Source organism: Pararobbsia silviterrae (assembly GCF_003628125.1).
In the GTDB taxonomy this organism is placed as follows: Bacteria; Pseudomonadota; Gammaproteobacteria; order Burkholderiales; family Burkholderiaceae; genus Pararobbsia; species Pararobbsia silviterrae.
In genome coordinates this window covers 37828-58572 of sequence record NZ_RBZU01000021.1, presented here as the reverse complement: position 1 = coordinate 58572, position 20745 = coordinate 37828, and the positions used below count along the sequence as shown (strand labels likewise).

Annotated in this window: 20 protein-coding genes and 2 tRNA genes; 11 read left to right on the top strand and 11 right to left on the bottom strand. The window is 63.6% G+C overall.

The features are described from left to right. Both aceF and lpdA read left to right on the top strand, forming a co-directional pair. On the top strand, nucleotides 1-1425 hold a 1425-nt coding region (gene aceF, locus D7S86_RS28020), incomplete at its 5' end, for a dihydrolipoyllysine-residue acetyltransferase (RefSeq protein WP_121091423.1). Nucleotides 1426-1457: 32 nt separating this feature from the next. Continuing rightward, a complete protein-coding gene (lpdA, locus tag D7S86_RS28015; RefSeq protein WP_121091413.1) occupies nucleotides 1458-3236 on the top strand; it encodes a dihydrolipoyl dehydrogenase in 1779 nt (592 codons plus the stop codon). A gap of 644 nt (nucleotides 3237-3880) precedes the next feature. Here the strand turns inward: lpdA and D7S86_RS28010 are convergent. Next, nucleotides 3881-4450 (bottom strand): phasin family protein, encoded by a 570-nt coding sequence (locus D7S86_RS28010; RefSeq protein ID WP_121091422.1) that lies wholly within the window; start codon nucleotides 4448-4450, stop codon nucleotides 3881-3883. Between the two features lie 671 nt (nucleotides 4451-5121). Here D7S86_RS28010 and pbpG point away from each other — a divergent pair. Then, nucleotides 5122-6276: a D-alanyl-D-alanine endopeptidase gene (pbpG, locus tag D7S86_RS28005; RefSeq protein WP_121091412.1), complete on the top strand. Its 1155-nt coding sequence runs from the start codon at nucleotides 5122-5124 to the stop codon at nucleotides 6274-6276. A 64-nt stretch (nucleotides 6277-6340) separates the two neighbouring features. On the opposite strand, the gene D7S86_RS28000 is transcribed toward pbpG, so the two are convergent. The 7 genes from D7S86_RS28000 to D7S86_RS27970 form a co-directional block, all read right to left on the bottom strand. Further along, nucleotides 6341-7132, bottom strand: coding sequence for an IclR family transcriptional regulator (locus D7S86_RS28000; protein ID WP_121091421.1), 792 nt, complete (start codon nucleotides 7130-7132; stop codon nucleotides 6341-6343). A 161-nt stretch (nucleotides 7133-7293) separates the two neighbouring features. Further along, nucleotides 7294-7953: an amino acid ABC transporter permease gene (locus D7S86_RS27995; protein WP_121091411.1), complete on the bottom strand. Its 660-nt coding sequence runs from the start codon at nucleotides 7951-7953 to the stop codon at nucleotides 7294-7296. Between the two features lie 3 nt (nucleotides 7954-7956). Further along, nucleotides 7957-8754 carry a transporter substrate-binding domain-containing protein gene (locus D7S86_RS27990; protein ID WP_121091410.1) on the bottom strand — a complete coding sequence of 266 codons (798 nt, stop codon included), beginning with the start codon at nucleotides 8752-8754 and terminating at the stop codon, nucleotides 7957-7959. Between the two features lie 307 nt (nucleotides 8755-9061). Continuing rightward, the gene (locus D7S86_RS27985) at nucleotides 9062-10084 is read right to left on the bottom strand and encodes a quinone-dependent dihydroorotate dehydrogenase (RefSeq protein ID WP_121091409.1); all 1023 of its coding nucleotides are present in this window, start codon (nucleotides 10082-10084) and stop codon (nucleotides 9062-9064) included. 34 nt (nucleotides 10085-10118) lie between these two features. Next, nucleotides 10119-11114 carry an arginyl-transferase family protein gene (locus D7S86_RS30725; RefSeq protein WP_121091408.1) on the bottom strand — a complete coding sequence of 332 codons (996 nt, stop codon included), beginning with the start codon at nucleotides 11112-11114 and terminating at the stop codon, nucleotides 10119-10121. A 47-nt stretch (nucleotides 11115-11161) separates the two neighbouring features. Beyond that, on the bottom strand, nucleotides 11162-11893 hold the full coding sequence (gene aat, locus D7S86_RS27975; protein WP_121091407.1) for a leucyl/phenylalanyl-tRNA--protein transferase: 732 nt from the start codon (nucleotides 11891-11893) through the stop codon (nucleotides 11162-11164). A gap of 15 nt (nucleotides 11894-11908) precedes the next feature. Then, nucleotides 11909-12454: an NUDIX hydrolase gene (locus tag D7S86_RS27970; protein ID WP_121091406.1), complete on the bottom strand. Its 546-nt coding sequence runs from the start codon at nucleotides 12452-12454 to the stop codon at nucleotides 11909-11911. A gap of 296 nt (nucleotides 12455-12750) precedes the next feature. Between D7S86_RS27970 and D7S86_RS27965 the strand changes: the two genes are divergently transcribed. Together D7S86_RS27965 and D7S86_RS27955 are read left to right on the top strand one after the other, a co-directional pair. Further along, nucleotides 12751-12827 (top strand) — tRNA-Met (locus D7S86_RS27965). 167 nt (nucleotides 12828-12994) lie between these two features. Further along, a tRNA-Met gene (locus tag D7S86_RS27955) sits at nucleotides 12995-13071 on the top strand. Between the two features lie 156 nt (nucleotides 13072-13227). On the opposite strand, the gene D7S86_RS30475 is transcribed toward D7S86_RS27955, so the two are convergent. Together D7S86_RS30475 and D7S86_RS27945 are read right to left on the bottom strand one after the other, a co-directional pair. Next, a complete protein-coding gene (locus D7S86_RS30475; RefSeq protein WP_121091404.1) occupies nucleotides 13228-14703 on the bottom strand; it encodes a methyl-accepting chemotaxis protein in 1476 nt (491 codons plus the stop codon). Nucleotides 14704-14990: 287 nt separating this feature from the next. Continuing rightward, nucleotides 14991-15335 carry a hypothetical protein gene (locus D7S86_RS27945; RefSeq protein WP_121091420.1) on the bottom strand — a complete coding sequence of 115 codons (345 nt, stop codon included), beginning with the start codon at nucleotides 15333-15335 and terminating at the stop codon, nucleotides 14991-14993. 42 nt (nucleotides 15336-15377) lie between these two features. On the opposite strand from D7S86_RS27945, the gene D7S86_RS29345 reads away from it, so the two are divergent. The 3 genes from D7S86_RS29345 to D7S86_RS29700 all read left to right on the top strand — a co-directional run bounded on the left by D7S86_RS29345 (nucleotide 15378) and on the right by D7S86_RS29700 (nucleotide 16774). Then, nucleotides 15378-16049, top strand: a complete 672-nt coding sequence (locus D7S86_RS29345) for a hypothetical protein (protein WP_147432513.1) — start codon at nucleotides 15378-15380, stop codon at nucleotides 16047-16049. Then, nucleotides 16027-16365, top strand: a complete 339-nt coding sequence (locus tag D7S86_RS27935; protein ID WP_121091402.1) for a DUF1488 family protein — start codon at nucleotides 16027-16029, stop codon at nucleotides 16363-16365. The genes D7S86_RS29345 and D7S86_RS27935 overlap by 23 nt, the downstream gene beginning before the upstream one ends. A gap of 253 nt (nucleotides 16366-16618) precedes the next feature. Beyond that, nucleotides 16619-16774 carry a hypothetical protein gene (locus D7S86_RS29700; protein WP_158602117.1) on the top strand — a complete coding sequence of 52 codons (156 nt, stop codon included), beginning with the start codon at nucleotides 16619-16621 and terminating at the stop codon, nucleotides 16772-16774. A 33-nt stretch (nucleotides 16775-16807) separates the two neighbouring features. On the opposite strand, the gene D7S86_RS27930 is transcribed toward D7S86_RS29700, so the two are convergent. Further along, the gene (locus D7S86_RS27930) at nucleotides 16808-17230 is read right to left on the bottom strand and encodes a hypothetical protein (protein WP_121091401.1); all 423 of its coding nucleotides are present in this window, start codon (nucleotides 17228-17230) and stop codon (nucleotides 16808-16810) included. Between the two features lie 249 nt (nucleotides 17231-17479). On the opposite strand from D7S86_RS27930, the gene ssuE reads away from it, so the two are divergent. From ssuE to ssuD, 3 genes are all read left to right on the top strand, one after another. Then, nucleotides 17480-18130 (top strand): NADPH-dependent FMN reductase, encoded by a 651-nt coding sequence (ssuE, locus tag D7S86_RS27925; RefSeq protein ID WP_121091400.1) that lies wholly within the window; start codon nucleotides 17480-17482, stop codon nucleotides 18128-18130. Between the two features lie 272 nt (nucleotides 18131-18402). After that, nucleotides 18403-19380 carry a sulfonate ABC transporter substrate-binding protein gene (locus D7S86_RS27920; protein WP_121091419.1) on the top strand — a complete coding sequence of 326 codons (978 nt, stop codon included), beginning with the start codon at nucleotides 18403-18405 and terminating at the stop codon, nucleotides 19378-19380. A gap of 212 nt (nucleotides 19381-19592) precedes the next feature. Next, nucleotides 19593-20741 carry an FMNH2-dependent alkanesulfonate monooxygenase gene (gene ssuD, locus D7S86_RS27915; RefSeq protein ID WP_121091399.1) on the top strand — a complete coding sequence of 383 codons (1149 nt, stop codon included), beginning with the start codon at nucleotides 19593-19595 and terminating at the stop codon, nucleotides 20739-20741. Nucleotides 20742-20745 lie beyond the last annotated feature (4 nt).

Here is a 20745-nt window from a genome sequence, read left to right as displayed (position 1 = left end):
CCGGCCGCGAAGGCGCCGGCTGCCGCGGCACCCGCGGCGGCACCGGCCGCTGCGCCCGCACCGGCGGCTGCCGCGCCCGCTCCTGTCGCCGCACCGGCCGCCGCAGGGGGCAGCACCGATGTGAAGGTGCCCGATATCGGCGACTACAAGGACATCCCGGTCATCGAGATCCATGTGAAGGTCGGCGACACGGTGGAAGCCGAGCAGGCCCTCGTCACGCTCGAGTCGGACAAGGCCACGATGGACGTGCCGAGCCCGTCCGCGGGCACGGTCAAGGCGATCAAGGTCAAGGTCGGCGACACGGTGTCGGAAGGTTCGTCGATCATCGAACTCGAAGCCGCCGGCGGTGCGCCAGCCGCCGCGCCGGCTGCGGCCCCTGCAGCGGCGGCGCCCGCCGTCGCCGCGCCGTCGGATGCGCCGAGCAAGCCGGCGCCCGCGACGGCCGCGACCTCGGCGCTCGCGCAAGCGCCCGTGATCCAGGCCGGTGAGGGCGGCGCCAAGCGCAATAGTCACGCGAGCCCGTCGGTGCGCAAGTTCGCGCGCGAGCTCGGCGTCGATGTCGCGCGCGTCGCGGGAACGGGTCCGAAGGGCCGGATTACGCAAGAAGACGTGACCGCGTTCGTCAAGGGCGTGATGACGGGCCAGAAGGCCGCGCCGGCTGCGGCCGCGCCTGCCGCGGGCTCCGGTGTCGGACTCGATCTGCTGCCCTGGCCGAAGATCGATTTCACGAAGTTCGGCCCGATCGATCCGCAGCCGCTCTCGCGGATCAAGAAGATCTCGGGCGCGAATCTGCATCGCAACTGGGTCATGATTCCGCACGTCACGAACAATGACGAAGCGGACATCACCGACCTCGAAGCGCTGCGCGTGACGCTGAACAAGGAAAACGAGAAGTCGGGCGTCAAGGTCACGATGCTTGCCTTCGTGATCAAGGCCGTCGTGGCCGCGCTCAAGAAGTTCCCGACGTTCAACGCGAGCCTCGACGGCGATACGCTGATCCTCAAGCAGTACTACCACATCGGTTTTGCCGCCGACACGCCGAACGGTCTCGTCGTGCCGGTGATTCGCGATGCGGACAAGAAGGGGCTGATCCAGATCGCGCAGGAAATGGCCGATCTCTCGAAGCTCGCGCGCGACGGCAAGCTCAAGCCCGACCAGATGCAAGGCGGCTGCTTCTCGATCTCGTCGCTGGGCGGCATCGGCGGCACGCATTTCACGCCGATCATCAATGCGCCCGAAGTCGCGATCCTCGGCCTGTCGCGCGGCGCGATGAAGCCTGTCTGGGACGGCAAGCAGTTCGTGCCGCGTCTGACGCTGCCGCTTTCGCTGTCGTATGACCACCGCGTGATCGACGGCGCGGCTGCGGCGCGGTTCAACGCGTACCTTGGCGCGCTGCTCGCGGACTTCCGCCGCGTGATCCTCTAACGACTGGCGAACACAACGAGAAGGAAATCACTATGAGTCTCGTCGAAGTCAAGGTCCCCGATATCGGCGACTACAAGGACATTCCGATCATCGAGGTGCTCGTCGCGCCGGGCGATGTCGTCGAAGCCGAGCAATCGTTGATCACGCTTGAGTCGGACAAGGCCACGATGGACGTGCCGAGCCCCGCGGCCGGCACGATCAAGGACATCAAGGTCAAGGTCGGCGACACGGTCTCCGAAGGCACGCTGGTGCTCACGCTCGAAAGCGGCGCCGCGTCGCCCGCGGCGAAACCCGAGCCCGCGAAGGCCGCCCCGGCCCCGGCGGCGGCTGCACCGGCCGCTGCGGCTCCGGCCACTGCTGCGACGGCTCCGGCCGCGGCGCAGTTTGGCGGGCAAGCCGACGTCGAGTGCGACATGGTCGTGATCGGCGCGGGCCCCGGCGGCTATTCGGCCGCGTTCCGCTCGGCCGATCTCGGCATGAAGACGGTGTTGATCGAACGCTACGACACGCTCGGCGGCGTCTGCCTGAACGTCGGTTGTATTCCGTCGAAGGCGTTGCTGCACACCGCGTTGATCGTCGATGAAGTCGAAGCGCTGGGCGCGCACGGCATCACGTTCGGCAAGCCCGTCGTCGATCTCGACAAGCTGCGCGCGTTCAAATCGGGCGTGGTCGGCAAGATGACGAACGGTCTGGCGGGCATGGCCAAGGCGCGCAAGGTCCATGTGCTGACGGGCGTAGGCACGTTTGTCGGTGCGAACCACATCGAGGTCGTCGCGAAGGATGGGACGAAGCAGATCGTCAAGTTTGCGAAGGCGATCATCGCGGCCGGCTCGCAGGCCGTGAAGCTGCCGTTCATGCCTGAAGATCCGCGTGTCGTCGATTCGACGGGCGCGCTCGAACTGCGTTCGCTTCCCGAGCGGATGCTCGTCGTCGGCGGCGGCATCATCGGTCTTGAAATGGCGACGGTCTATTCGACGCTCGGCACGAAGATCGACGTCGTCGAAATGCTCGACGGTCTGATGATGGGCGCGGACCGCGATCTCGTGAAGGTCTGGGAGAAGTACAACGCGAAGCGGTTCGCGAATGTGATGCTCAAGACCAAGACGACGAAGGCCGAAGCAAAGGCCGACGGCATCTATGTGAGCTTCGAGGGCGAGAAGGCGCCGGCCGAGCCGCAGCGCTACGATCTGGTGCTTGTCGCGGTCGGACGTACGCCGAACGGCAAGCGTATCGGCGCCGACAAGGCGGGCGTCGCGGTGACGGATCGCGGCTTTATCGACGTCGACAAGCAGATGCGCACGAATGTGCCGCATATCTATGCGATCGGCGATATCGTCGGCCAGCCGATGCTCGCGCACAAGGCAGTGCACGAAGGGCACGTTGCGGCTGAGGCGGCGTTCGGCGAGAAATCGTATTTCGATGCGCTGCAGATTCCTTCGGTGGCCTATACGGATCCGGAAGTGGCGTGGGCGGGCAAGACCGAAGAGCAGCTCAAGGCCGAAGGCACGGCGTATGAAAAGGCCGTGTTCCCGTGGGCCGCATCGGGCCGTGCCGTCGCAAACGGCCGGGACGAGGGTTTCACGAAGCTGATTTTCGACAAGGAAACGCATCGTGTGATCGGCGGGGGCATCGTCGGCCTCGGCGCGGGCGATCTCATCAGCGAAGTCTGTCTCGCGGTCGAAATGGGCGCGGACGCGACGGATATCGGCAAGACGATTCACCCGCATCCGACGCTCGGAGAATCGGTCGGTATGGCGGCGGAATTGTTCGAAGGGGTGTGTACCGATCTGCCGCCGCCGCGTAAGAAGTAAGCGTCACGCGGTAAGGCACCCGATCGATCGCGACGCTCGCGTTCGGATCGATCCAGCACATGCAGGCAGTGTTCATCGCTGCCGCATGTGCTTTTTTTTGCGTGTCCGAGCGCGTGTGCCCGTATCGCGCCGAATGCCTGCGTACCTGCACGACAGCACGACAGCACGACAGCACGACAGCACGACAGCACGACAGCTTGAAGACGCAGAGACACAGAGACACAGAGGCACAGAGGCACAGAGGCACAGAGGCACAGAGGCACAGAGGCACAGAGGCACAGAGGCACAGAGGCACAGAGGCACAGAGGCACAGAGGCACAGATAGGCGGGCAGGGCCGCCGCATGATAGCGGCGACTGCGGTGTCGACGCTTAGGCTAGCGTCGCGTCCCAGGGCGGCGAGCGCGCGTCCGATTGGGCTTGCCCATGAAAAAAGGGCACATCCTTTCGGACATGCCCTTTTTGAACTGCTGGATTCGTTCTTGGAAAACGAAGCGCTTCCACATCAGAATGTGTCGGCAAAGAGATATTACGCCGGACGGTATAAAAGGCCCATCAGAACGAGCCTCTAATCCGCGTAGGACAAGTCTTAGAAGTGGGCCTGAATCGATCGATCACCGATACCGCCCACCCAAGCGTGTCCTGCTTAGGCCTTCTTCGCAGCGCGCGAAGCTTGAGCCGCGGCTTGCTGAGCCGCCTTCGTCGCAGCCGTCGCGGCAGCGTTGAAGTTGCTTTCGGCGATTTCAACTGCTTGCTTCGTTGCCTTGTGCACGGTTTCGTACGTCGTGTTCGCTGCCGTGATCGCCGACTTCAGGACGGCGACCGCGGTTTCCGAACCGGCCGGCGCGTTCTTCGCGACGTTTTCAACGAGCGCTTGCACCTTCTTGTTTTGCTCTTCGTATTGCGCTTCCGCGACCTTCGCGAACTCGGCTTGCGTGGCCGATGCGATTTCATACAGGTGACGGCCGTACGACAGCACCTTTTCCGCGACCGGCTGCGTCAGTTGCGCTTGGAACGCGAGCAGTTCTTGTGCGTCTTTGACCGACAAAACCTTGTGCGCGGTGTCTTGGCTTTCCGCCAGCGATTGCTTGACGACCTGAAGGTTCAGTTCGACGAGCTTTTCGACGCCTTCGAATGCCTTGTTCGTCAAGCCGAACAGCGTTTCGAGTGCGGCCTTCTGATTTGCAGCGATTTGCTCGGGGGTCAACAGACTCATTGCATGCTCCTGAAATTCGACCCGACGCATCGTTCGGCGAATCACCGAACCTTCTGCTTGCATCAAGCCGTGTTGGATTGGGTTCAAAATGCCGCGCTCTCAACGTTGTGCGACGCAGCATGGGAGGAATTCTAGGCGCTTGGGAAACATTGTCAAGCACTTTTTGATGCAATGCACCATGTGCGAATAGTCAACAGTATCAATAGCTTGGATGACCAGAATGTCATTCTGATGACCTGCGATGCCTGTTTTTGGTGCGCAAACATTAAAATCGCGCCGGATCGCGAATCGCAAAGGTTTGCGCCAAAAAACGTGCCCGCCCGGCGAAGTGTCGACGGGCGTTTTTGCGGCTGTCCGGTGATCGCGGGTAAGGTTTTCTGAAGTTCTGCCGTTATGCAGAGCAGACGCGTTGCAAGCCTGACGTATCGGGTCTCGGATGCGCGCACATGCTCGATGTCTGCTATTGTGCGCACCGGATTCGTTGGTTCTCGACGGGTCCGGTGGCGCGATCCGAAGCGAAGTTTTATCGGAATGTGGTTTTCGATTGCGATTAGGCAATCGTCTGCGAGATGTCGGTTTAAATGACGTCGGTAAGTGCCTAATATTGCTAATTTTTCGTGGCTTTACTACACTCTGCGCAAAGCCACCGTGTCGCTGCCAAAGAATTACCCATGAGAAGCCAAGAATCTGTTATCGGAAAGGCCCTGCGCTTGATGTCGACAAGCGTCGCCGTTTCCGTCTGTGCCGCCCTGGTCGTCGCCGCGGCACCGTCCGCCGCCTACGCCGCGACGAATGCCGATCCCGCCGCCTCGGCGAAGCCCGCCAAGAAATCCAAGCACGTCAAGTCTGTCCACCGCGCCGAGAAGGCCGCGGCCGCCGACACCAAAGCCACCCCCGCCGCCAAGCCCGAGAAAGTCGCCGTGATGTCGCGCGCTGAGCGCCGTCGTGTGCACTACCGTGTCGGCGGTCATGCGGCCGTCATGAGCAAGGTGGCGTTCGAGCCGCGTCAATCGGTCGGTCAGACATTCGGACTGCACGACACGCCCGACGAACTCGCGCTGCGGTCGAGCGTCGCTTATGTCGTCGATCAGAACACGCACGAGGTGCTGTTCGACAAGAACTCGCAGTCGGTGATGCCGATCGCCTCGATCACGAAGCTCATGATGGCGATGGTCGTGCTCGACTCGAAGGCGCCGCTCAACGAGCAGATCGAAGTCACCGACGAAGATCGCGACATGATCAAGAACACCGGCTCGCGTTTGTCGGTGGGCTCGGTGCTCTCGCGCGACGACATGCTGCATATCGCGCTGATGGCGTCGGAGAACCGTGCCGCCGCCTCGCTGTCGCGTTACTACCCGGGCGGTCGCCCCGCGTTCATCGCGGCGATGAACAAGAAGGCGGAGTCGCTCGGCATGACCGATACGCACTTCCTGAGCCCGTCGGGTCTGTCGAGCGAGAACGTGTCGACGGGCCGCGATCTGGTGCGGATGGTCGATGCCGCGTATCAATACCCGCTGATCCGTCAATACTCGACGGACGTCTCGTATGAGGTGTACACGGGGCGCAAGACGATTCACTACGGCACGACGAACGCGCTCGTGCGCGGCGGCAAGTGGGACATCGGTTTGCAGAAGACGGGTTTCATCAACGAAGCCGGCGAATGCATGGTCATGCAAACGACGATTCAGAACCGGCCGATCGATATCGTGCTGCTCGATTCGTCGGGCAAGTATTCGCGCTTCGGCGACGCGCAGCGGATCCGCACATGGATCGATGCAGGCGGTGTGCAACACGTGACGAGCATCGACGATACGCACGGCACCTGATCGCGTTCGTCCGATCGGTATCCCGTACAAACCCCGCTGCAGTGATGTAGCGGGGTTTTTTATTTCAACCTGCGGCGCCGTCTTCGTTCGGCTGATAGCCGAGCGATCGTGAGATCTGCAGCGCCGTGTCGGCCAGATGGGTGAGCCACGCGTCCTGGAGGCGATCGGCCGGCGCAGACAGCGACAAGCCGGCGACAAGCCGCGAGGTATCGTCGTAGATGCCGGCCGCGATGCAGCGCACGCCGAGCTCGAGTTCTTCGTTGTCGCGCGCGCACGCTTGCTGGCGCACGAGATGCAACTCGCGTTCGAGCTTCGAGAGATCCGTGATGCTGTTCTGCGTGTGCCCCGAGAGGCCCGTGCGCGTCGCATAGGCGCGTACGCGAGGCGGCTCGTCGGCGGCCAGAAACAACTTGCCGACTGATGTCAGATGCAGCGGCGCGCGGCCGCCGATTGCGCGGACGACTTGCATACCCGAGCGCTCGCTGTATGCGCGTTCGATATAGACGATCTCGTCGCCCTGACGCACGGACAGATTGACGGTTTGGCCGGTCAGCCGATGCAGGTCGCGCATCGGCGCGAGCGCGGCATCACGCACCGAGAGCCGCGCCTTGACGAGATTGCCGAGTTCGAGCAGTCGCATGCCGAGCCGGTAGGTGCCGGGATCGGACCGATCGACGAGCCGGCAGATCACCATATCGTTGAGGATGCGGTGCGCGGTCGACGGATGCAGGCCCGTGCCCTTCGAGAGGTCCTTGAGACTCACGGGATCGCTGTGGTCGGCGAGCGCGTCGAGCAGACGCATCATGCGCTCGATGACCTGGATCGACGTTTTACCTTCGGTTTCAATGTCGCTCATAGACTGCGAGAAGCGGAAATCTTCCGAGTGGACGTGCGGCATATCATATCGTGGAACGATCGATCGCGCGAGCGCCGATTTTGCAGCGCGGAAAACGATCGCACCCGGGCCCGACATCGCGCCGGGGACGCCGGCGTCCGATGGCGCGCGTAGGCCCGGCCTCAGTGCTTCTGCGGCAGGGCGAGCTTGCGCTCGTAGGCGCGTTGTACGGCTTCGAGCACGGTACACAACACCCAATAGACGGCACCTGCGGCGAGATACAGCGGCAGCGGCTGATAGGTCGATGCGATGACCTCCTGCGCGCTGCGCAGCAGCTCCGTCACCGTGATGACCGAGACGAGCGAGGTGTCCTTGATCAGGCTGATCAGACTGTTCGACAGGCTCGGCACGGCGAGGCGCAAGGCCTGAGGGCCGACGACGTAGCGCAAGGTCTGCGTGCGCGTGAGTCCGAGGCTGTACGAGGCGAGCCATTGTCCCTGCGCGATGCCGAGAATCGCGCCGCGCATGCTTTCCGACATATAGGCCGCGACGTTCGCGGACAGCGCGAGCACGCCGGCCGGCGTGGGCTCGAGCGAAATCCCGAGACTCGGCAGGCCGTAGTAGACGACGAAGATCTGGACGAGCAGCGGGGTGCCGCGCATCACGCTGACGTAGACGCGCGCCGCCCTGACCAGCCAGCGATTCGCGCTGATGCCCATGAGGGCCAGCGCGACGGCCGCGGCCAGGCCGAACACCATCGATAACAACGCGAATTTGATGGTCAGCAGCGTGCCGGTCAGCAGGACCGGCATCGACTGGATCAGCAGCGCGGAAGGATTCATCGCTTACGGTTTGATCGGCTTCGAGACGTCGATGCCGAACCACTTCTCGGAAATCTTCGTCAAGGTGCCGTCCGCCTTCAATGCGTCGATCGCATCGCCGATCGCCTTCGCGAATTGCGGGTTGCCCTTGCGGAACGGAATCGCCATCTCGTCTTGCGCGTCGCCGACGTTCGCGCCTTGGCGCAGCGGCAGATTCGACGTCTTCATCAGATAGGCAAGCATGAGCCGGTCGTTGAGCGCCGCGTCGATGCGGCCCGCCGCGAGATCGCGCAGATATTCGGGCGCGCCCGGATAGGTCCTCACGTCGATGCCGGGCACCGACTTGGCCATGTCGTTGTAGTTGCTGCCGAGCGAGACGCCGAGCTTGTGACCCTTGAGGTCGTCGAGCGATTTGAACGTGCGCGTATCGTCCTTGCGTTGGATCAACTGGGCCGTCGAGTACGTGTACGGCGGCGAGAAATCGAGCACTTTCTGACGTTCGGCCGAGATCGAGACCTGGTTGACGATCACGTCGTAGCGCTTCGACTGAAGACCCGCGATGATGCCGCTCCACTCGGTCGTGATAAACACGGGTTTGACGCCGAGCTTGGCCGCCACGGCTTTCGCAACGTCGACGTCATACCCTTCGAGCTCGCCATTGGGCGCCTTGTAGTCGAACGGCGGGAAGGTGCCTTCGAGCGCGATCTGGAGCGTACCGCGCTGCTTGACCGAATCGAGGAGGTCGTCGGCGCGAGCGACAGCCGACAGCAGCAGGCCCGTCAGTGCCACGGCGAGCAATTTGCCGAGTAAGGGAAGTTTCATTCGATCTCCTGATGCAGTGTGGGGCGGGGCCGACTGCGCGATGTCTGCGACACGCGTGCGCATCGTCGAGCCCCTTCGTTGTCGGCCCGGCGATGCGCGATCGCCGGGCGGGTGGCACATCATACTGAGGCCGTGCACGGCGGTTCAATACGCATTGCTTATGATCACATGCCGTCTCGTCATAACGCCTTGCGCGCGCGAATCGCCGCCGCAGGGTGTTCTACGAAGCGACATATCGCGTCCGTGGCTTGCGTTCGGTACATGAGTTGGATACACGTGTCGGGCACGATTTCAATCCATGCGCGCCTCAGGCCAGTGCGCGCGCGCATTCGCGCACGAGCGCCGGGCCGCGATAGATCAATCCGGTATAGAGCTGGACCAGCGCGGCGCCCGCCGCGATCTTCTGTTGCGCGTCGCCGCCCGACAGAATGCCACCGACACCGATGATCGGCACATCGCGGCCGAAGCGCTGATAGAGCTTGCGAATGATTTCGTTGGACGCGTCGAACACCGGGCGGCCCGACAGCCCGCCCGATTCTTCCGCGTGCGGGAGCCCCACGACAGCGGCACGCGACAACGTCGTGTTCGTCGCGATGACGCCTTCGATGCCGTGACGGAGCACGGTCGCCGCGATGTCGTCGATCTGTGCGTCGTCGAGATCCGGGGCGATCTTGAGCACGAGCGGCACATGCTTCGCATGAAGATCATCGAGCCGTTGCTGCTTGTCCTTGAGTGCCGCGAGCAATGCGTCGAGTTCGCCCGCGCCTTGCAACTGGCGCAAATTCTTCGTGTTCGGCGACGAGATATTGATCGTGACGTAGCTCGCGAACGGATACACGCGCTCAAGGCAAAACAGATAGTCGTCGGCGGCGCGTTCGATCGGGGTGTCGGCGTTCTTGCCGATATTGAGGCCGAGAATGCCCTTGTAGTTCGCCGCCTGCACATTCGCGACGAATTGTTCGACGCCGCCGTTATTGAAGCCGAGGCGATTGATCAGCGCGTGCGCGTCGGGCAGGCGGAACATGCGCGGCTTCGGATTGCCGGGTTGCGCGCGCGGCGTCACGGTCCCGACCTCGATAAAGCCGAAGCCGAGCGACGCGAGGCCGTCGATGCACGAGCCTTCCTTGTCGAGACCCGCGGCCAGGCCCACGGGATTGCGGAACGCGAGGCCCATCACGGTACGCGGCGCATCGACGGGGCGCGGCATCACGAGCGACGCGAGGCCCGTGCGACCGCTCGCACGCAACATCGACAATGTCAGATGATGGGCATCTTCCGGGTCCATACGGAACAGGGGCCCGCGCGCGAGCGGGTAGAGGGAACTGAACACGGTTTGAGGTGGGCGAGAACGGAAACCGCGTATTTTAACCGCGCTGGCCGTTGCGCGAGCCGCCGCCGCGCGGGGTCGGTCCATGAATCACGGCGTCGACGGGATCCAGCGCGAGCAGGGCGGGATCGAGCGTGCGCCAGCGTCCGTCGAGCAGCCCCTCGAGCGGCTGGAAATTGGCCTTGTAGGCCATCTTGCGGCTCTCGCGAATCCAATAGCCGAGATAGACATAGGGCAGGCCCAATTGCCGCGCCTGCTCGATCTGCCAGAGGATGTTGTAGGTGCCGAAGCTCGCGCGCTCGATCGCCGGATCGAAGAACGTGTAGACCGACGACAGCCCGTCGCCGAGGATGTCGATCATGCTGATCATGCGCAACGTGCCGCGTCGCGTCGTATCGACGCCGTGCGCATGCGTGGCGCTCGTGTCGTCGTGCGGAGGGCGTATGACGTCGCGCACGAGCGATGCGGGCGGCGGCGCGGACGCGGCACCGGCGTTGTCCTCATGCCTGGCGTCGCCGGATCGAGATATCGGCGCGCTGTGCATCGTGTCGGCCGGCACGCGCTCGCGGAATTCGACGAGCCGGGAATTGATTCGGCTTTGCAGCAGGAATTGCTCGTATTGGTCGCGGCTGTCGCGATCCATGCCGCCGCCTGCATGCCGAACCGATTGATAGCGCATATAGAGCGCGTAATGTTCCTCGTCGTAGTGCAACGGCGACACCGTCGCGACGAGCTCGCCGTGCTGCCGGATCGTGCGGCGCTGCGTGCGGTTCGGCGAAAACGCCGCGACCGGCACACGGACCGGCACGCACGCACGGCATCCGTCGCAGTAGGGACGATACGTGAACACGCCCGAGCGGCGAAATCCCGCGCGCACGAGTTCGGTATAGACGTCGGAATTGATCAGATGGCTCGGCGTGGCGACTTGCGAGCGTGCGATACGACCGTCCAGATAACTGCACGGATAGGGCGCCGTCGCGTAGAACTGCAATGCGGACAACGGCGAGAGCGGTAGTTCGTTGGGGTGCGTCACGCTGCTTGCCTCAAACGGTGGGCGAACCCGTATGGCTCACGACCGGATCAGAAACCCGGCACGGCATCGAGCACCGATTTGTCGAAGCGCCACGGGATCGGCGGCGCATCGATCGCGCTGCGAAGATGCGCGATGAAATCGTGCCGCGCGATCTCGAATGCGCCCAGCGATGCCAGATGCGACGTGTTTTGCTGGCAGTCTATCATCTGCACCTTGTGTCCGCGCAGATGCGCGACAAGCGCGGCGAGCGCGATTTTCGACGCATCGGTTCGCGAGGCAAACATTGACTCGCCAAAAAACATCGTGCCAAGGGCGACGCCATAGAGCCCGCCGACGCGTTGTCCTTCGTACCACGCTTCGACGCTATGCGCGAAGCCTTGCCGGTGCAGCGTCGAATACGCCGCGATGATCTCGGGCGTGATCCAGGTGCCGTCCTGGCCCATGCGCGGGGCGCGCGCGCACGCGCGCATGACGTCGGTGAAATTGTCGTCGACGCGAATGTCCCAGGCATCGTCGCGCAGCACGTGCCGCAAGGTTTTCGCGAACGAGCGCGTCACGTGGAAGCGATCGGGCGCGAGCACCATGCGCGGATCGGGGCTCCACCAGAGTACAGGCTGACCGTTCGAGTACCACGGAAAAATCCCGCTGCGATAGGCGTGCAACAGCCGATGCGCGCTGAGCTCGCCCGTCGCGGCAAGCAGGCCGGCCGCGCCGCTCGACGGGCCGAGCGCATGTTCGAGAGGTGGGAACGGATCGTCCGCACGCAGCCACGGGACCATCGTACGCGCCCCGACTCAGCCGTCTCGCAGCGGACGGAAGATATCGCCCGTATGCAGGCCGAAATGGCCGCTTGCGCGATCTGAAAAGAAATACCGCAAGGTCTGTCCGACCGTCGGAAATGCAATGTCGTGCCAGGGGATCTCGTCTTCGGAGAACAGCCGGACTTCGAGGCTTTCTTCGCCGGCTTCGACATCGATGTCGAGCAAGCGCGCGAGATAGAACAGATGCACCTGATGCACGTGCGGCACGTTCAGCAGCGAAAACAGGCTTTGGACTTCGACGCGCGCGCCGGCTTCTTCGAGCGTTTCGCGCGCCGCCGCGTTCGAGGTGGTCTCGCCGAGTTCCATAAAGCCCGCGGGCAGCGTCCAGTATCCGTAGCGCGGTTCGATCGCACGCCGGCACAGCAGGACCTTGTCTTCCCAGACCGGCACCGTACCCACGACATTGCGCGGGTTCTGATAGTGGATCGTGCCGCAGTTGTCGCAGACGAAACGCTCGCGATTATCGCCTGGAGGAATGCGCGAGCTGACGGCGTGGCCGCAAACTGAACAGAATTTCATTGAGGACAATGAGAGCCGCGCGTGGGTCGCTGGAATGGAATGCAGCGAGTTTAGCATTGGCACGCGAAGCGGCGGAGGAGGGACGCATGCTGCACGCGTCTTTTGCGCCGCATCGCATGCGCGATAGCGCGACGTCATCGATGCATCATCGAATGCGCGTAGAACACGTCATGCGGTTCACGCGCACAGCGCGAATGCCCATGCGAATACGCGAAGACACAGCGCGAATGGATAGCAAGCGAAGAAAGGGCTTGCATGCGGCCGCTTAGTTCCTTATACTCTTTTCTTTCGACGGACGCGGGGTGGAGCAGTCTGGCAGCTCGTCGGGCTCATAACCCGAAGGTCGTAGGTTCAAATCCTACCCCCGCAACCAAAGCCAGAATATGTCGATGTCGGATGCGTGCAGTGTGCGTCCGTCTCGCATGAAGTTGTCGTGTGATGCAGCGTGCGCGGATTGCGCGTTCGTTTCTGCAGTGCACGTGAACTTCAAAGCCAGTTGCCGCACGGATACGCCAACGACTTCGAAAGATTTCATACGGGCGCGGGGTGGAGCAGTCTGGCAGCTCGTCGGGCTCATAACCCGAAGGTCGTAGGTTCAAATCCTACCCCCGCAACCAGCAGGACACGGAAAGCCTGATTTCTTATGGAAATCGGGCTTTTTTGCTTTCTGGGCAACGCGCGACGCTTTCGATCCGCTTTGACGGCGGGCCGATTTCGCCCCGCGCCGCCATTTGCCTCGCGTCGTCCATTGCCCCGCCTCGCCTCGTCACGCGTCAGGCTGTTCCGGCGGCCCAATCGAACACCCCGACGATTTCGCGAAGCTTGCTCGCCGACTCGTGCAGCGAGGCCGATGCTTCGGCGGCTTGTCCGACGAGCGCGACGTCCTCCTGGGTCTTGCTGTCCATCTGCGTGATGACCTGATGGACCTGTTCGATGCCTTGCGCCTGCTCCTGCGTCGCCGCCGTGATCTCGCCCATGATGTCCGCCACGCGACGGATGCTCGTGACCACATTGCTCATCGTGGCGCCGGCTTCGCCCACGAGCTTGGCGCCGACATCGACCTTCGTCACCGAATCGACGATCAAGGCCTTGATCTCTTTCGCGGCCGTCGCCGAGCGCTGCGCAAGCGAGCGGACTTCGCCCGCGACGACGGCGAAGCCGCGGCCCTGTTCGCCCGCGCGCGCGGCTTCGACCGCGGCATTCAACGCGAGGATGTTCGTCTGGAACGCGATGCCCTCGATGACGGCGATGATGTCCGCCATTTTCTTCGCGGCCGCGTCGATCGATCCCATTGTCTCGACGACGCGCTCCACGACCACGCCGCCGTCGCGCGCGACCGCGGACGCGGTATCGGCGAGCTGACTCGCCTGCGTTGCGTTCTCCGCGTTCTGTTTGACGGTCCCCGTGAATTGTTCCATCGAGGCGGCCGTTTCCTGCAAGCTGCTGGCTTGCGTCTCGGTACGACGGCTCAGGCTCGAATTGCCGTCGGCGATGCCCATCGCCGCGCCTTCGACAGTCTCGGTGCTCTCGCTGACCTGACTCATCGCGACGCGGATCCGGCCGATCGCCTTCTTGAGCACGATCGCGGTCGGCGCACTCGTCGGCACGTGTTCGATGGCGAGGCAGACGCGGTCGCCGTGGTCCACGGCCCGGACGATCGACGCGAGTTCCGCGGCTTCGACGGCCGCGCGATGCAATTGCATCGCCAGAAAGATCTCGATCGCGGTTTGCAGCACGACATAGGTCGCGTGCAGCACAACGAGCGGAAAGTTTGCATGCACGGTGCAGAACACGGGGAAGCCCATCGCCTGCAGGCGATCGAACAGAAAGTGATGCACGGCGAATACGCCAGCGCCCAGCACGACCGGGCGCCAGTCCCGATAGACGAGCAAGAGTCCGAGCAGCACGAACGCGCCGAAGTGGAATTCGGTCGTGCCGCCCGCAAGCTGGATATGTAATGCGACAGCTGCGGCATTGCTGACGGTCAGCAGCACGCATGAGGTGCGAGTACCGCGCAGCGCGAAGAATCCGAGGCTGCCCGCGACAAGCAACGCGCACGATACAAGGAACGCGAGCATCAAGGCGTCGTAGTGGTAACCGACGAGCAGTGCTGCGATCAGCGAACACACGAGCGTCAGGTACATCGTGAAGTCGCCCTGACGCGCGACCGCGTCAAGCGCACGTGAAGCCGACGAGCGGCGCGACACGAAGGCAGACGCATGCTCGCCCGCGGGTGAATGAAGATTCATGGCGACCTGGAGAGTAATGACACAACTCAGTTATCGGTCGGAAAATCAAAAAATTCAGATGACGCCCGATTATTCGATTATTTTTTACCGGCCAAGGTATTGGCTGTCATCGATATCGCTCGAAGCGCTGATATATCGCGTCGTCCCTGTATCGCGCGGATCGGCAACGCTTGATTCGTGGCGTCGCGCGCATGGCAAATGATGGATACATCAAAATAAGCCATCAATTCAAACGCGCAATGTTTTCGAAATTAAATAAGCGATCGATTAAATCCGACGATTTCGATTTACTTGCATCGAATAATCATGGATCGGCTTTTGACATTCGCCGTCGCCAGATTGCTGACGCCGCCGCCGGCCGCGGCGCCGTCATCGTTGTCCTTCGATACGATGTCGTATCCGTTCGCACCGCACGCGTCGCCTGCGAGTTGATAGCATTCGGCCCAGCTCGAACCTGAGCCCGCGCCGCTGCAATTGACCGCGAATCCCGATTGGCCGTCGGGCAGGTGGACGACGTCCTTCGAGCTCGTGCTGCAGGCGCTCGCGCAGAAGGCCAGCGCGACGATCGATGGCGTCGCAATCGTTCCAATCCGAACGCGTAGCCGTCCGCGCTCGATGAATGCGGCGCGCATTGCATTCATCGCACGCATTGCGCGAGCCGCGCGCGAGTCTGCGTGGGCATGGTGTTCCCGAAGCTTCCGTCTGCGCGTCATCGTCTTTCCTTATGCGGCGTCAACGACATCGAGGGCGAGCAATCCGCGTGCCGTATATCCGGAGGGGCGATCCGCGAGACCGACGCCGGCGCGCGGACCGGGCGCGGAGGATGTAAGCGCGAGCAACAATCGTTCGAAAATGCTGCATCGGAGCGGGTTGGGCACACCCGCTGCGCGGTCAAGGACATTGACGTTTCGATTTCATTTATGCACTCGAACCAGAATGTCTTGATTGAACATCCGGCGCTGCGCGAGCTCGTCGACACGCTGGCCGATCTGTTTCCGCAAACGGCCGAGGTTTGGCAGGTCGGCTCCGAGGCGGGGCCGGGCCTGTTTTTCAACTGGAGAACGGACGGATCGCGCGATTGCGCGGGCAATCTGAACTGGGGCGTACTGTTCCGCTTTACCGCGCAGGCGCTCGATCGCCTGAGCGCGCTCGATACGCGCGGACGCGATCGCATCCACGCCGCCTTGCGTGCGCAGGCGCAGTCGCTGCGCTTTTCCTATGACGGTCCGGTGACACGCTCGCTTTTCGTGATCGACGTCCCCCGCACGCTGTCCGACCTTGGCTACAATACAAGGCCGCATGACGCTTCCGCGGAGGAAGACGATGCAGATCGAATTTCCGGATAGCCGGCCGGCGTACCGCTCGGACAATCTGACGGTATCGTTCGTTGCGCATGTCGACGGCAGACGGGTCGCGTGCGCGATTACCGTCGAAGCGCTCGAGGATCACTTCGGCGCTGATGTTGCGGATGCGACCGAGGTCGCCGATGCGCGCGCCTGGTTGCATGCGTTCGACCGCGGCCGAATCGCGATCGAAGCGGCTGCGCGGCAGCACCTGATGCTCTCGAACGCCGCGTCCATCCTACTGAAGAGCGGTCATTTTCCCCCGGGCCCCGTGACGACGGTCTTCCGCGCGCGATCGGTCCATGCACGGCCCGCCTGAATATCGGGGTCGTCGCCGCGTCGGGCGTCTGTCGCGCGCGCTAAGCGTGGTGTGGATTCCGCACCGATGCGCCGATCGTCGTATTGAGCAAGTTTGTCGTTGAAAGCGCCGTCAAAGTTACAAACGCGTTGCCGACAATCGGATCGGAAGCGCGCCAACCCTTTGTTTATTGGGAACGGCAAGCAGCGGCACAGTGCTTGCTAGAGCAAAGGCAATCAACTACAAGATCCTACGGGGGCCCGCGATGGGCGACTTGAATTCCTACTTCTTCTTCGCGACCGCCGCGGGCCTCACGGCCGCGGGCATTGCGATCGCGATCGCGTCGGCCGTGTCGAACTTGCGCGACGGTAGCGGCGCCCCACGGTCGGATCTCCCCGCGCTCGGCGAGTCGGACACCGGCGTTGACTGACGCCGAGCGACGCGCCGTGACGTCCCGGGACGCCTAGTCGGCGTCCGTTCCCATGAACGCGCGCATAAACACGAGCGCGCCCCATCCCCACATCGCATCGGTCACGAATTCGAATGCCACGCGCGGCAGGATGTTGCCGCTCGGCCATTCGCCGCGCAACGGCCCCAGCACGAAGATCGATAGCGCCGTCAGCGCGATCCCGCCGAACACGAACGACCCGATCCATGGCGCGGGACGCGCGGGCGAGACGCGCAGCAGCCACGCCATGACGATCGCGACCACGCCGTCGACGAGCGCCGACATGACGAACGCGGGCACGCCGAGCGGCGCTATCGCAACGAGTGGATAAGCCGTATTGGCGGTCACGCCCGCCAGATGAAGCAGCTCGATCGTCGGCTGCTGGAAAAAGATGACCGCGAGAAAGCCCGCGATATAAGGCAGGATGATTCGTTGCATGAGACTCGTGTGGGGAGCGGCGTCGCACGCCGACGGCCGTGAACCAGGGCGCCATTATAGGCGGGCCGTGCGCGGACAGCCGGGCGTGTGCGCATCGGTAAAGCACGAATTCGCACAACCTAATCGAAATTCGTTCGTTCTAAAAGATTCTTGGTGTCCTTAGACTGCATTTCAACGCATGACGTGACCGGTTCAGGCGGTTCGAACCGGTCACGTCCGACGCTCAACGAAGTCAAGGATGCTTGCCCGATGTCATATGTCGTCACGATTTCCGGAAGTCCGTCAGCACGCTCGCGCAGCACGCATTTGCTGAGCGCCGCGGAAACGTTGCTGCATGCGCGCGGCATCGCAACGCGTCGCATCGAACCGCGCGATCTGCCGGCCGAGGCGCTGCTTCACGCGGACGTCGCGCATCCGGCGATCCGCGAAGCGCTCGAACTCGTCGAACACGCCAAGGCGGTCGTCATCGCGACGCCGGTCTACAAGGTCGCGTATAGCGGTTTGCTCAAGACGTTTCTCGATCTGCTGCCGCAGACCGGTCTGACGGGGAAGCTCGTGCAGCCGATCGCGACGGGCGGCAGCCTCGCGCATCTGCTCGCGCTCGACTACGCGCTCAAACCCGTGCTGTCGGCGCTCGGCGCGCGTCATGTGCTCGCCAACGTGTTTGCTACCGATGCCGAAGTCCCGTCGGGCGAATCCGGTTATCAGACGGCCGCGTGCGTCGCCGAGCGGCTCACGCAATCGATCGATGCCTTCGGACGCGTCTGGTTCGACGAGGCCGAGTTGCGCGAGCATCGCGAGCGCACGCGCCGTGTCGATGCGCTGCGCGCGCCGGCCACGGTCGGCGCGGGCGATACCGCACAAGTCCACGCGCCGGTGTCGGCGCGATGTCAGTACTAAGCCTTGAACGGACCGTCCGGATCCGCGCGTGATATCTGCACGGCGGCGGGTCAGGGCGGTCGGTTGGATTTGCACGCTCTCACTTTCTTGTTGATGGCGGCAAAGCCTGGGGCTTAGGCGTAAGCATCGAATGTTCGTTTGCCTGCGCCGGTCGATCCGGTGCGGGCTGTTTCTGTTGATCGCGCGACCGCGCGCGTCGAACCGGGCTTCGCACCGATATCCGATCCGCCCACGCCAGGCAGGCCGCCGACTCATTGGAATTCACGACGAACATGACTGACCCTCGCAACCCGATCAATACAAGCAAACGCGCGCTGCTGCGCGCATCGGCGGCGGCCGCGCTCGGCGCGACGCTCGGCTTCGGCGGCCCGCTCAAGGCCGCGGCCCAAGGCAGCAAGGTGGTCCGCATCGGCTATCAGAAGTACGGCACGCTCGTCATCGTCAAATCGCGCGGCACGCTCGAGAAGCGCCTCGCGGCAATCGGCGCGACGGTGCAATGGCTCGAGTTTCCGGCGGGCCCGCAACTGCTCGAAGGCCTCAACGCGGGCGCGGTCGATATCGGCACGGTCGGCGAGACGCCGCCGATCTTCGCGCAGGCGGGCGGCGTCGATTTCGTCTACGTCGGCAACGAGCCGCCGGCTCCGGCTGCCGAGGCGATCGTGATTCCGAAGAATTCGTCGATCCGTTCGGTCGCCGATCTGCGCGGCAAGAAGGTTGCGCTCAATCGCGGCTCGAACGTGCACTACCTGCTCGTGCGCGCGCTCGCGTCGGCCAAGCTGCGTTACGAAGACATCCAGCCCGTCTATCTGGCGCCCGCCGATGCGCGCGCGGCGTTCGAACAGAACAACGTCGATGCCTGGGCCATTTGGGATCCGTATTTCGCGTCGATCCAGCACGCGGGCGCGAAGGTGCTCGTCGACGGCACCGGACTCGTGCGCAATCTGCAGTTCTATGTCGCGGCCCGTGCGTTCACCGAGCGCGCGCCCGAACTCGTGCACGCCGTGATCGACGAACTCCGCGATACCGATGCGTGGGGCAAGGCCCATCCGTCGGAGGTCACGCGCGTGCTCGCGCCGAACACGGGCCTCGATCAACCGGTCGTCGATCTCGCGGTCGGACGCTATTCGTTCGGCGTGCAGCCGATCAGCGACGAGATCGTCGCCTACCAGCAGAACATCGCCGACACGTTCACCGAGCTCAAGTTGATCCCGCGCAAGCTCGACGTCAAGCAAGTGCGGTGGAAGGCATGACCCGCTTCGGCGCGCGCGCCGCGCGCTGCCGATCGACGCAGCCGGTTCGGCAGCGCGCGATGGACGCGGCTCGCGGCCGGCGTCGTCGCACGTCGCCGGCCAGCCTAGCCGGCCGCACCTAGCCGGCCGCACCTGGCCGGCCGCCCCCGACTCCAAACCTGATCTGAATCTCGACACACGTGACGCCTCACCGCGAACAAGGAACGGTTCCAATGAATGTCTTCTGGTTTATCCCGACTCACGGCGACAGCCGCTACCTCGGCACGACGGACGGCGCGCGCGCCGCGACCTTCGACTATTTCCGGCAGGTCGCCGTCGCGGCGGACACGCTCGGATACGAAGGGGTGCTGCTGCCGACGGGACGCTCGTGCGAAGACGCATGGGTCGTGGCGTCGAGCCTGATCAGCGCGACCAAGCAGCTCAAGTTTCTCGTCGCGATCCGGCCCGGTCTCACGACGCCCGCACTCGCCGCGCGCATGGCGGCCACATTCGACCGGCTGTCGGGCGGCCGTTTGCTGATCAACGTCGTGACGGGCGGCGATCAAGCCGAACTCGAAGGCGACGGCGTGTTTTCGAGCCACGACGAACGCTACGCGGTCACGGACGAATTCCTGCATATCTGGCGTCAGATTCTCGAAGCGTCGCATCGCGACGAATCGATCGATTTCGAAGGCAAGCTGCTGACCAGCAAGGGCGGCCGTTCGCTTTATCCGCCGGTCCAGCGGCCGTATCCGCCGCTGTGGTTCGGCGGCTCGTCGCCCGCGGCGCATGCGATTGCGACCACGCATATCGACACGTATCTGACCTGGGGCGAACCGCTCGAAGCCGTCGAGAAGAAGATCGCCGACATCCGGCGCCGCGCGGCCGATCAGGGACGCACGATCAAGTTCGGCATCCGCCTGCACGTGATCGTGCGCGAGACGGCGGCCGAGGCATGGGCCGCCGCCGACAAGCTGATCAGCAAGCTCGACGACGACACGATCGCGCGCGCGCAGACGGCGTTCGCGAAGATGGACTCCGAAGGCCAGCGCCGCATGGCCGCCCTGCACGGCGGCAAGCGCGACAAGCTCGAAATCGCACCGAACCTGTGGGCGGGCGTCGGGCTCGTGCGCGGCGGCGCGGGGACGGCGCTCGTCGGCGATCCGGAGCAAGTCGCCGCGCGCATGAAGGAATACGCCGAACTCGGCATCGAGACGTTCATCCTGTCGGGCTACCCGCATCTCGAAGAATCGTACCGGTTCGCCGAACTCGTGTTCCCGTTGTTGCCGCGCAAGCAACGCGAACAGATCGCCGGTCCGTTGTCGGGTCCGTTCGGCGAGGTCGTCGGCAACCAGTATTTGCCGCGCGCGTCGCAAAGCTGATCGT

Bases quoted from the DNA above. Each gene is read 5' to 3' on its own strand.
- D7S86_RS27935 (WP_121091402.1), top strand. From the start codon at position 16,027: ATGCAGATCGAATTTCCGGATAGCCGGCCGGCGTACCGCTCGGACAAT.
- D7S86_RS27970 (WP_121091406.1), bottom strand. From the start codon at position 12,454: ATGAAATTCTGTTCAGTTTGCGGCCACGCCGTCAGCTCGCGCATTCCT.
- D7S86_RS30475 (WP_121091404.1), bottom strand. From the start codon at position 14,703: ATGAATCTTCATTCACCCGCGGGCGAGCATGCGTCTGCCTTCGTGTCG.
- D7S86_RS27930 (WP_121091401.1), bottom strand. From the start codon at position 17,230: ATGCAACGAATCATCCTGCCTTATATCGCGGGCTTTCTCGCGGTCATC.
- D7S86_RS27945 (WP_121091420.1), bottom strand. From the start codon at position 15,335: ATGCGCGCCGCATTCATCGAGCGCGGACGGCTACGCGTTCGGATTGGA.
- pbpG (WP_121091412.1), top strand. From the start codon at position 5,122: ATGAGAAGCCAAGAATCTGTTATCGGAAAGGCCCTGCGCTTGATGTCG.
- D7S86_RS27995 (WP_121091411.1), bottom strand. From the start codon at position 7,953: ATGAATCCTTCCGCGCTGCTGATCCAGTCGATGCCGGTCCTGCTGACC.
- aat (WP_121091407.1), bottom strand. From the start codon at position 11,893: ATGGTCCCGTGGCTGCGTGCGGACGATCCGTTCCCACCTCTCGAACAT.
- ssuE (WP_121091400.1), top strand. From the start codon at position 17,480: ATGTCATATGTCGTCACGATTTCCGGAAGTCCGTCAGCACGCTCGCGC.
- D7S86_RS27920 (WP_121091419.1), top strand. From the start codon at position 18,403: ATGACTGACCCTCGCAACCCGATCAATACAAGCAAACGCGCGCTGCTG.
- D7S86_RS28010 (WP_121091422.1), bottom strand. From the start codon at position 4,450: ATGAGTCTGTTGACCCCCGAGCAAATCGCTGCAAATCAGAAGGCCGCA.
- lpdA (WP_121091413.1), top strand. From the start codon at position 1,458: ATGAGTCTCGTCGAAGTCAAGGTCCCCGATATCGGCGACTACAAGGAC.
- ssuD (WP_121091399.1), top strand. From the start codon at position 19,593: ATGAATGTCTTCTGGTTTATCCCGACTCACGGCGACAGCCGCTACCTC.
- D7S86_RS28000 (WP_121091421.1), bottom strand. From the start codon at position 7,132: ATGAGCGACATTGAAACCGAAGGTAAAACGTCGATCCAGGTCATCGAG.
- D7S86_RS27990 (WP_121091410.1), bottom strand. From the start codon at position 8,754: ATGAAACTTCCCTTACTCGGCAAATTGCTCGCCGTGGCACTGACGGGC.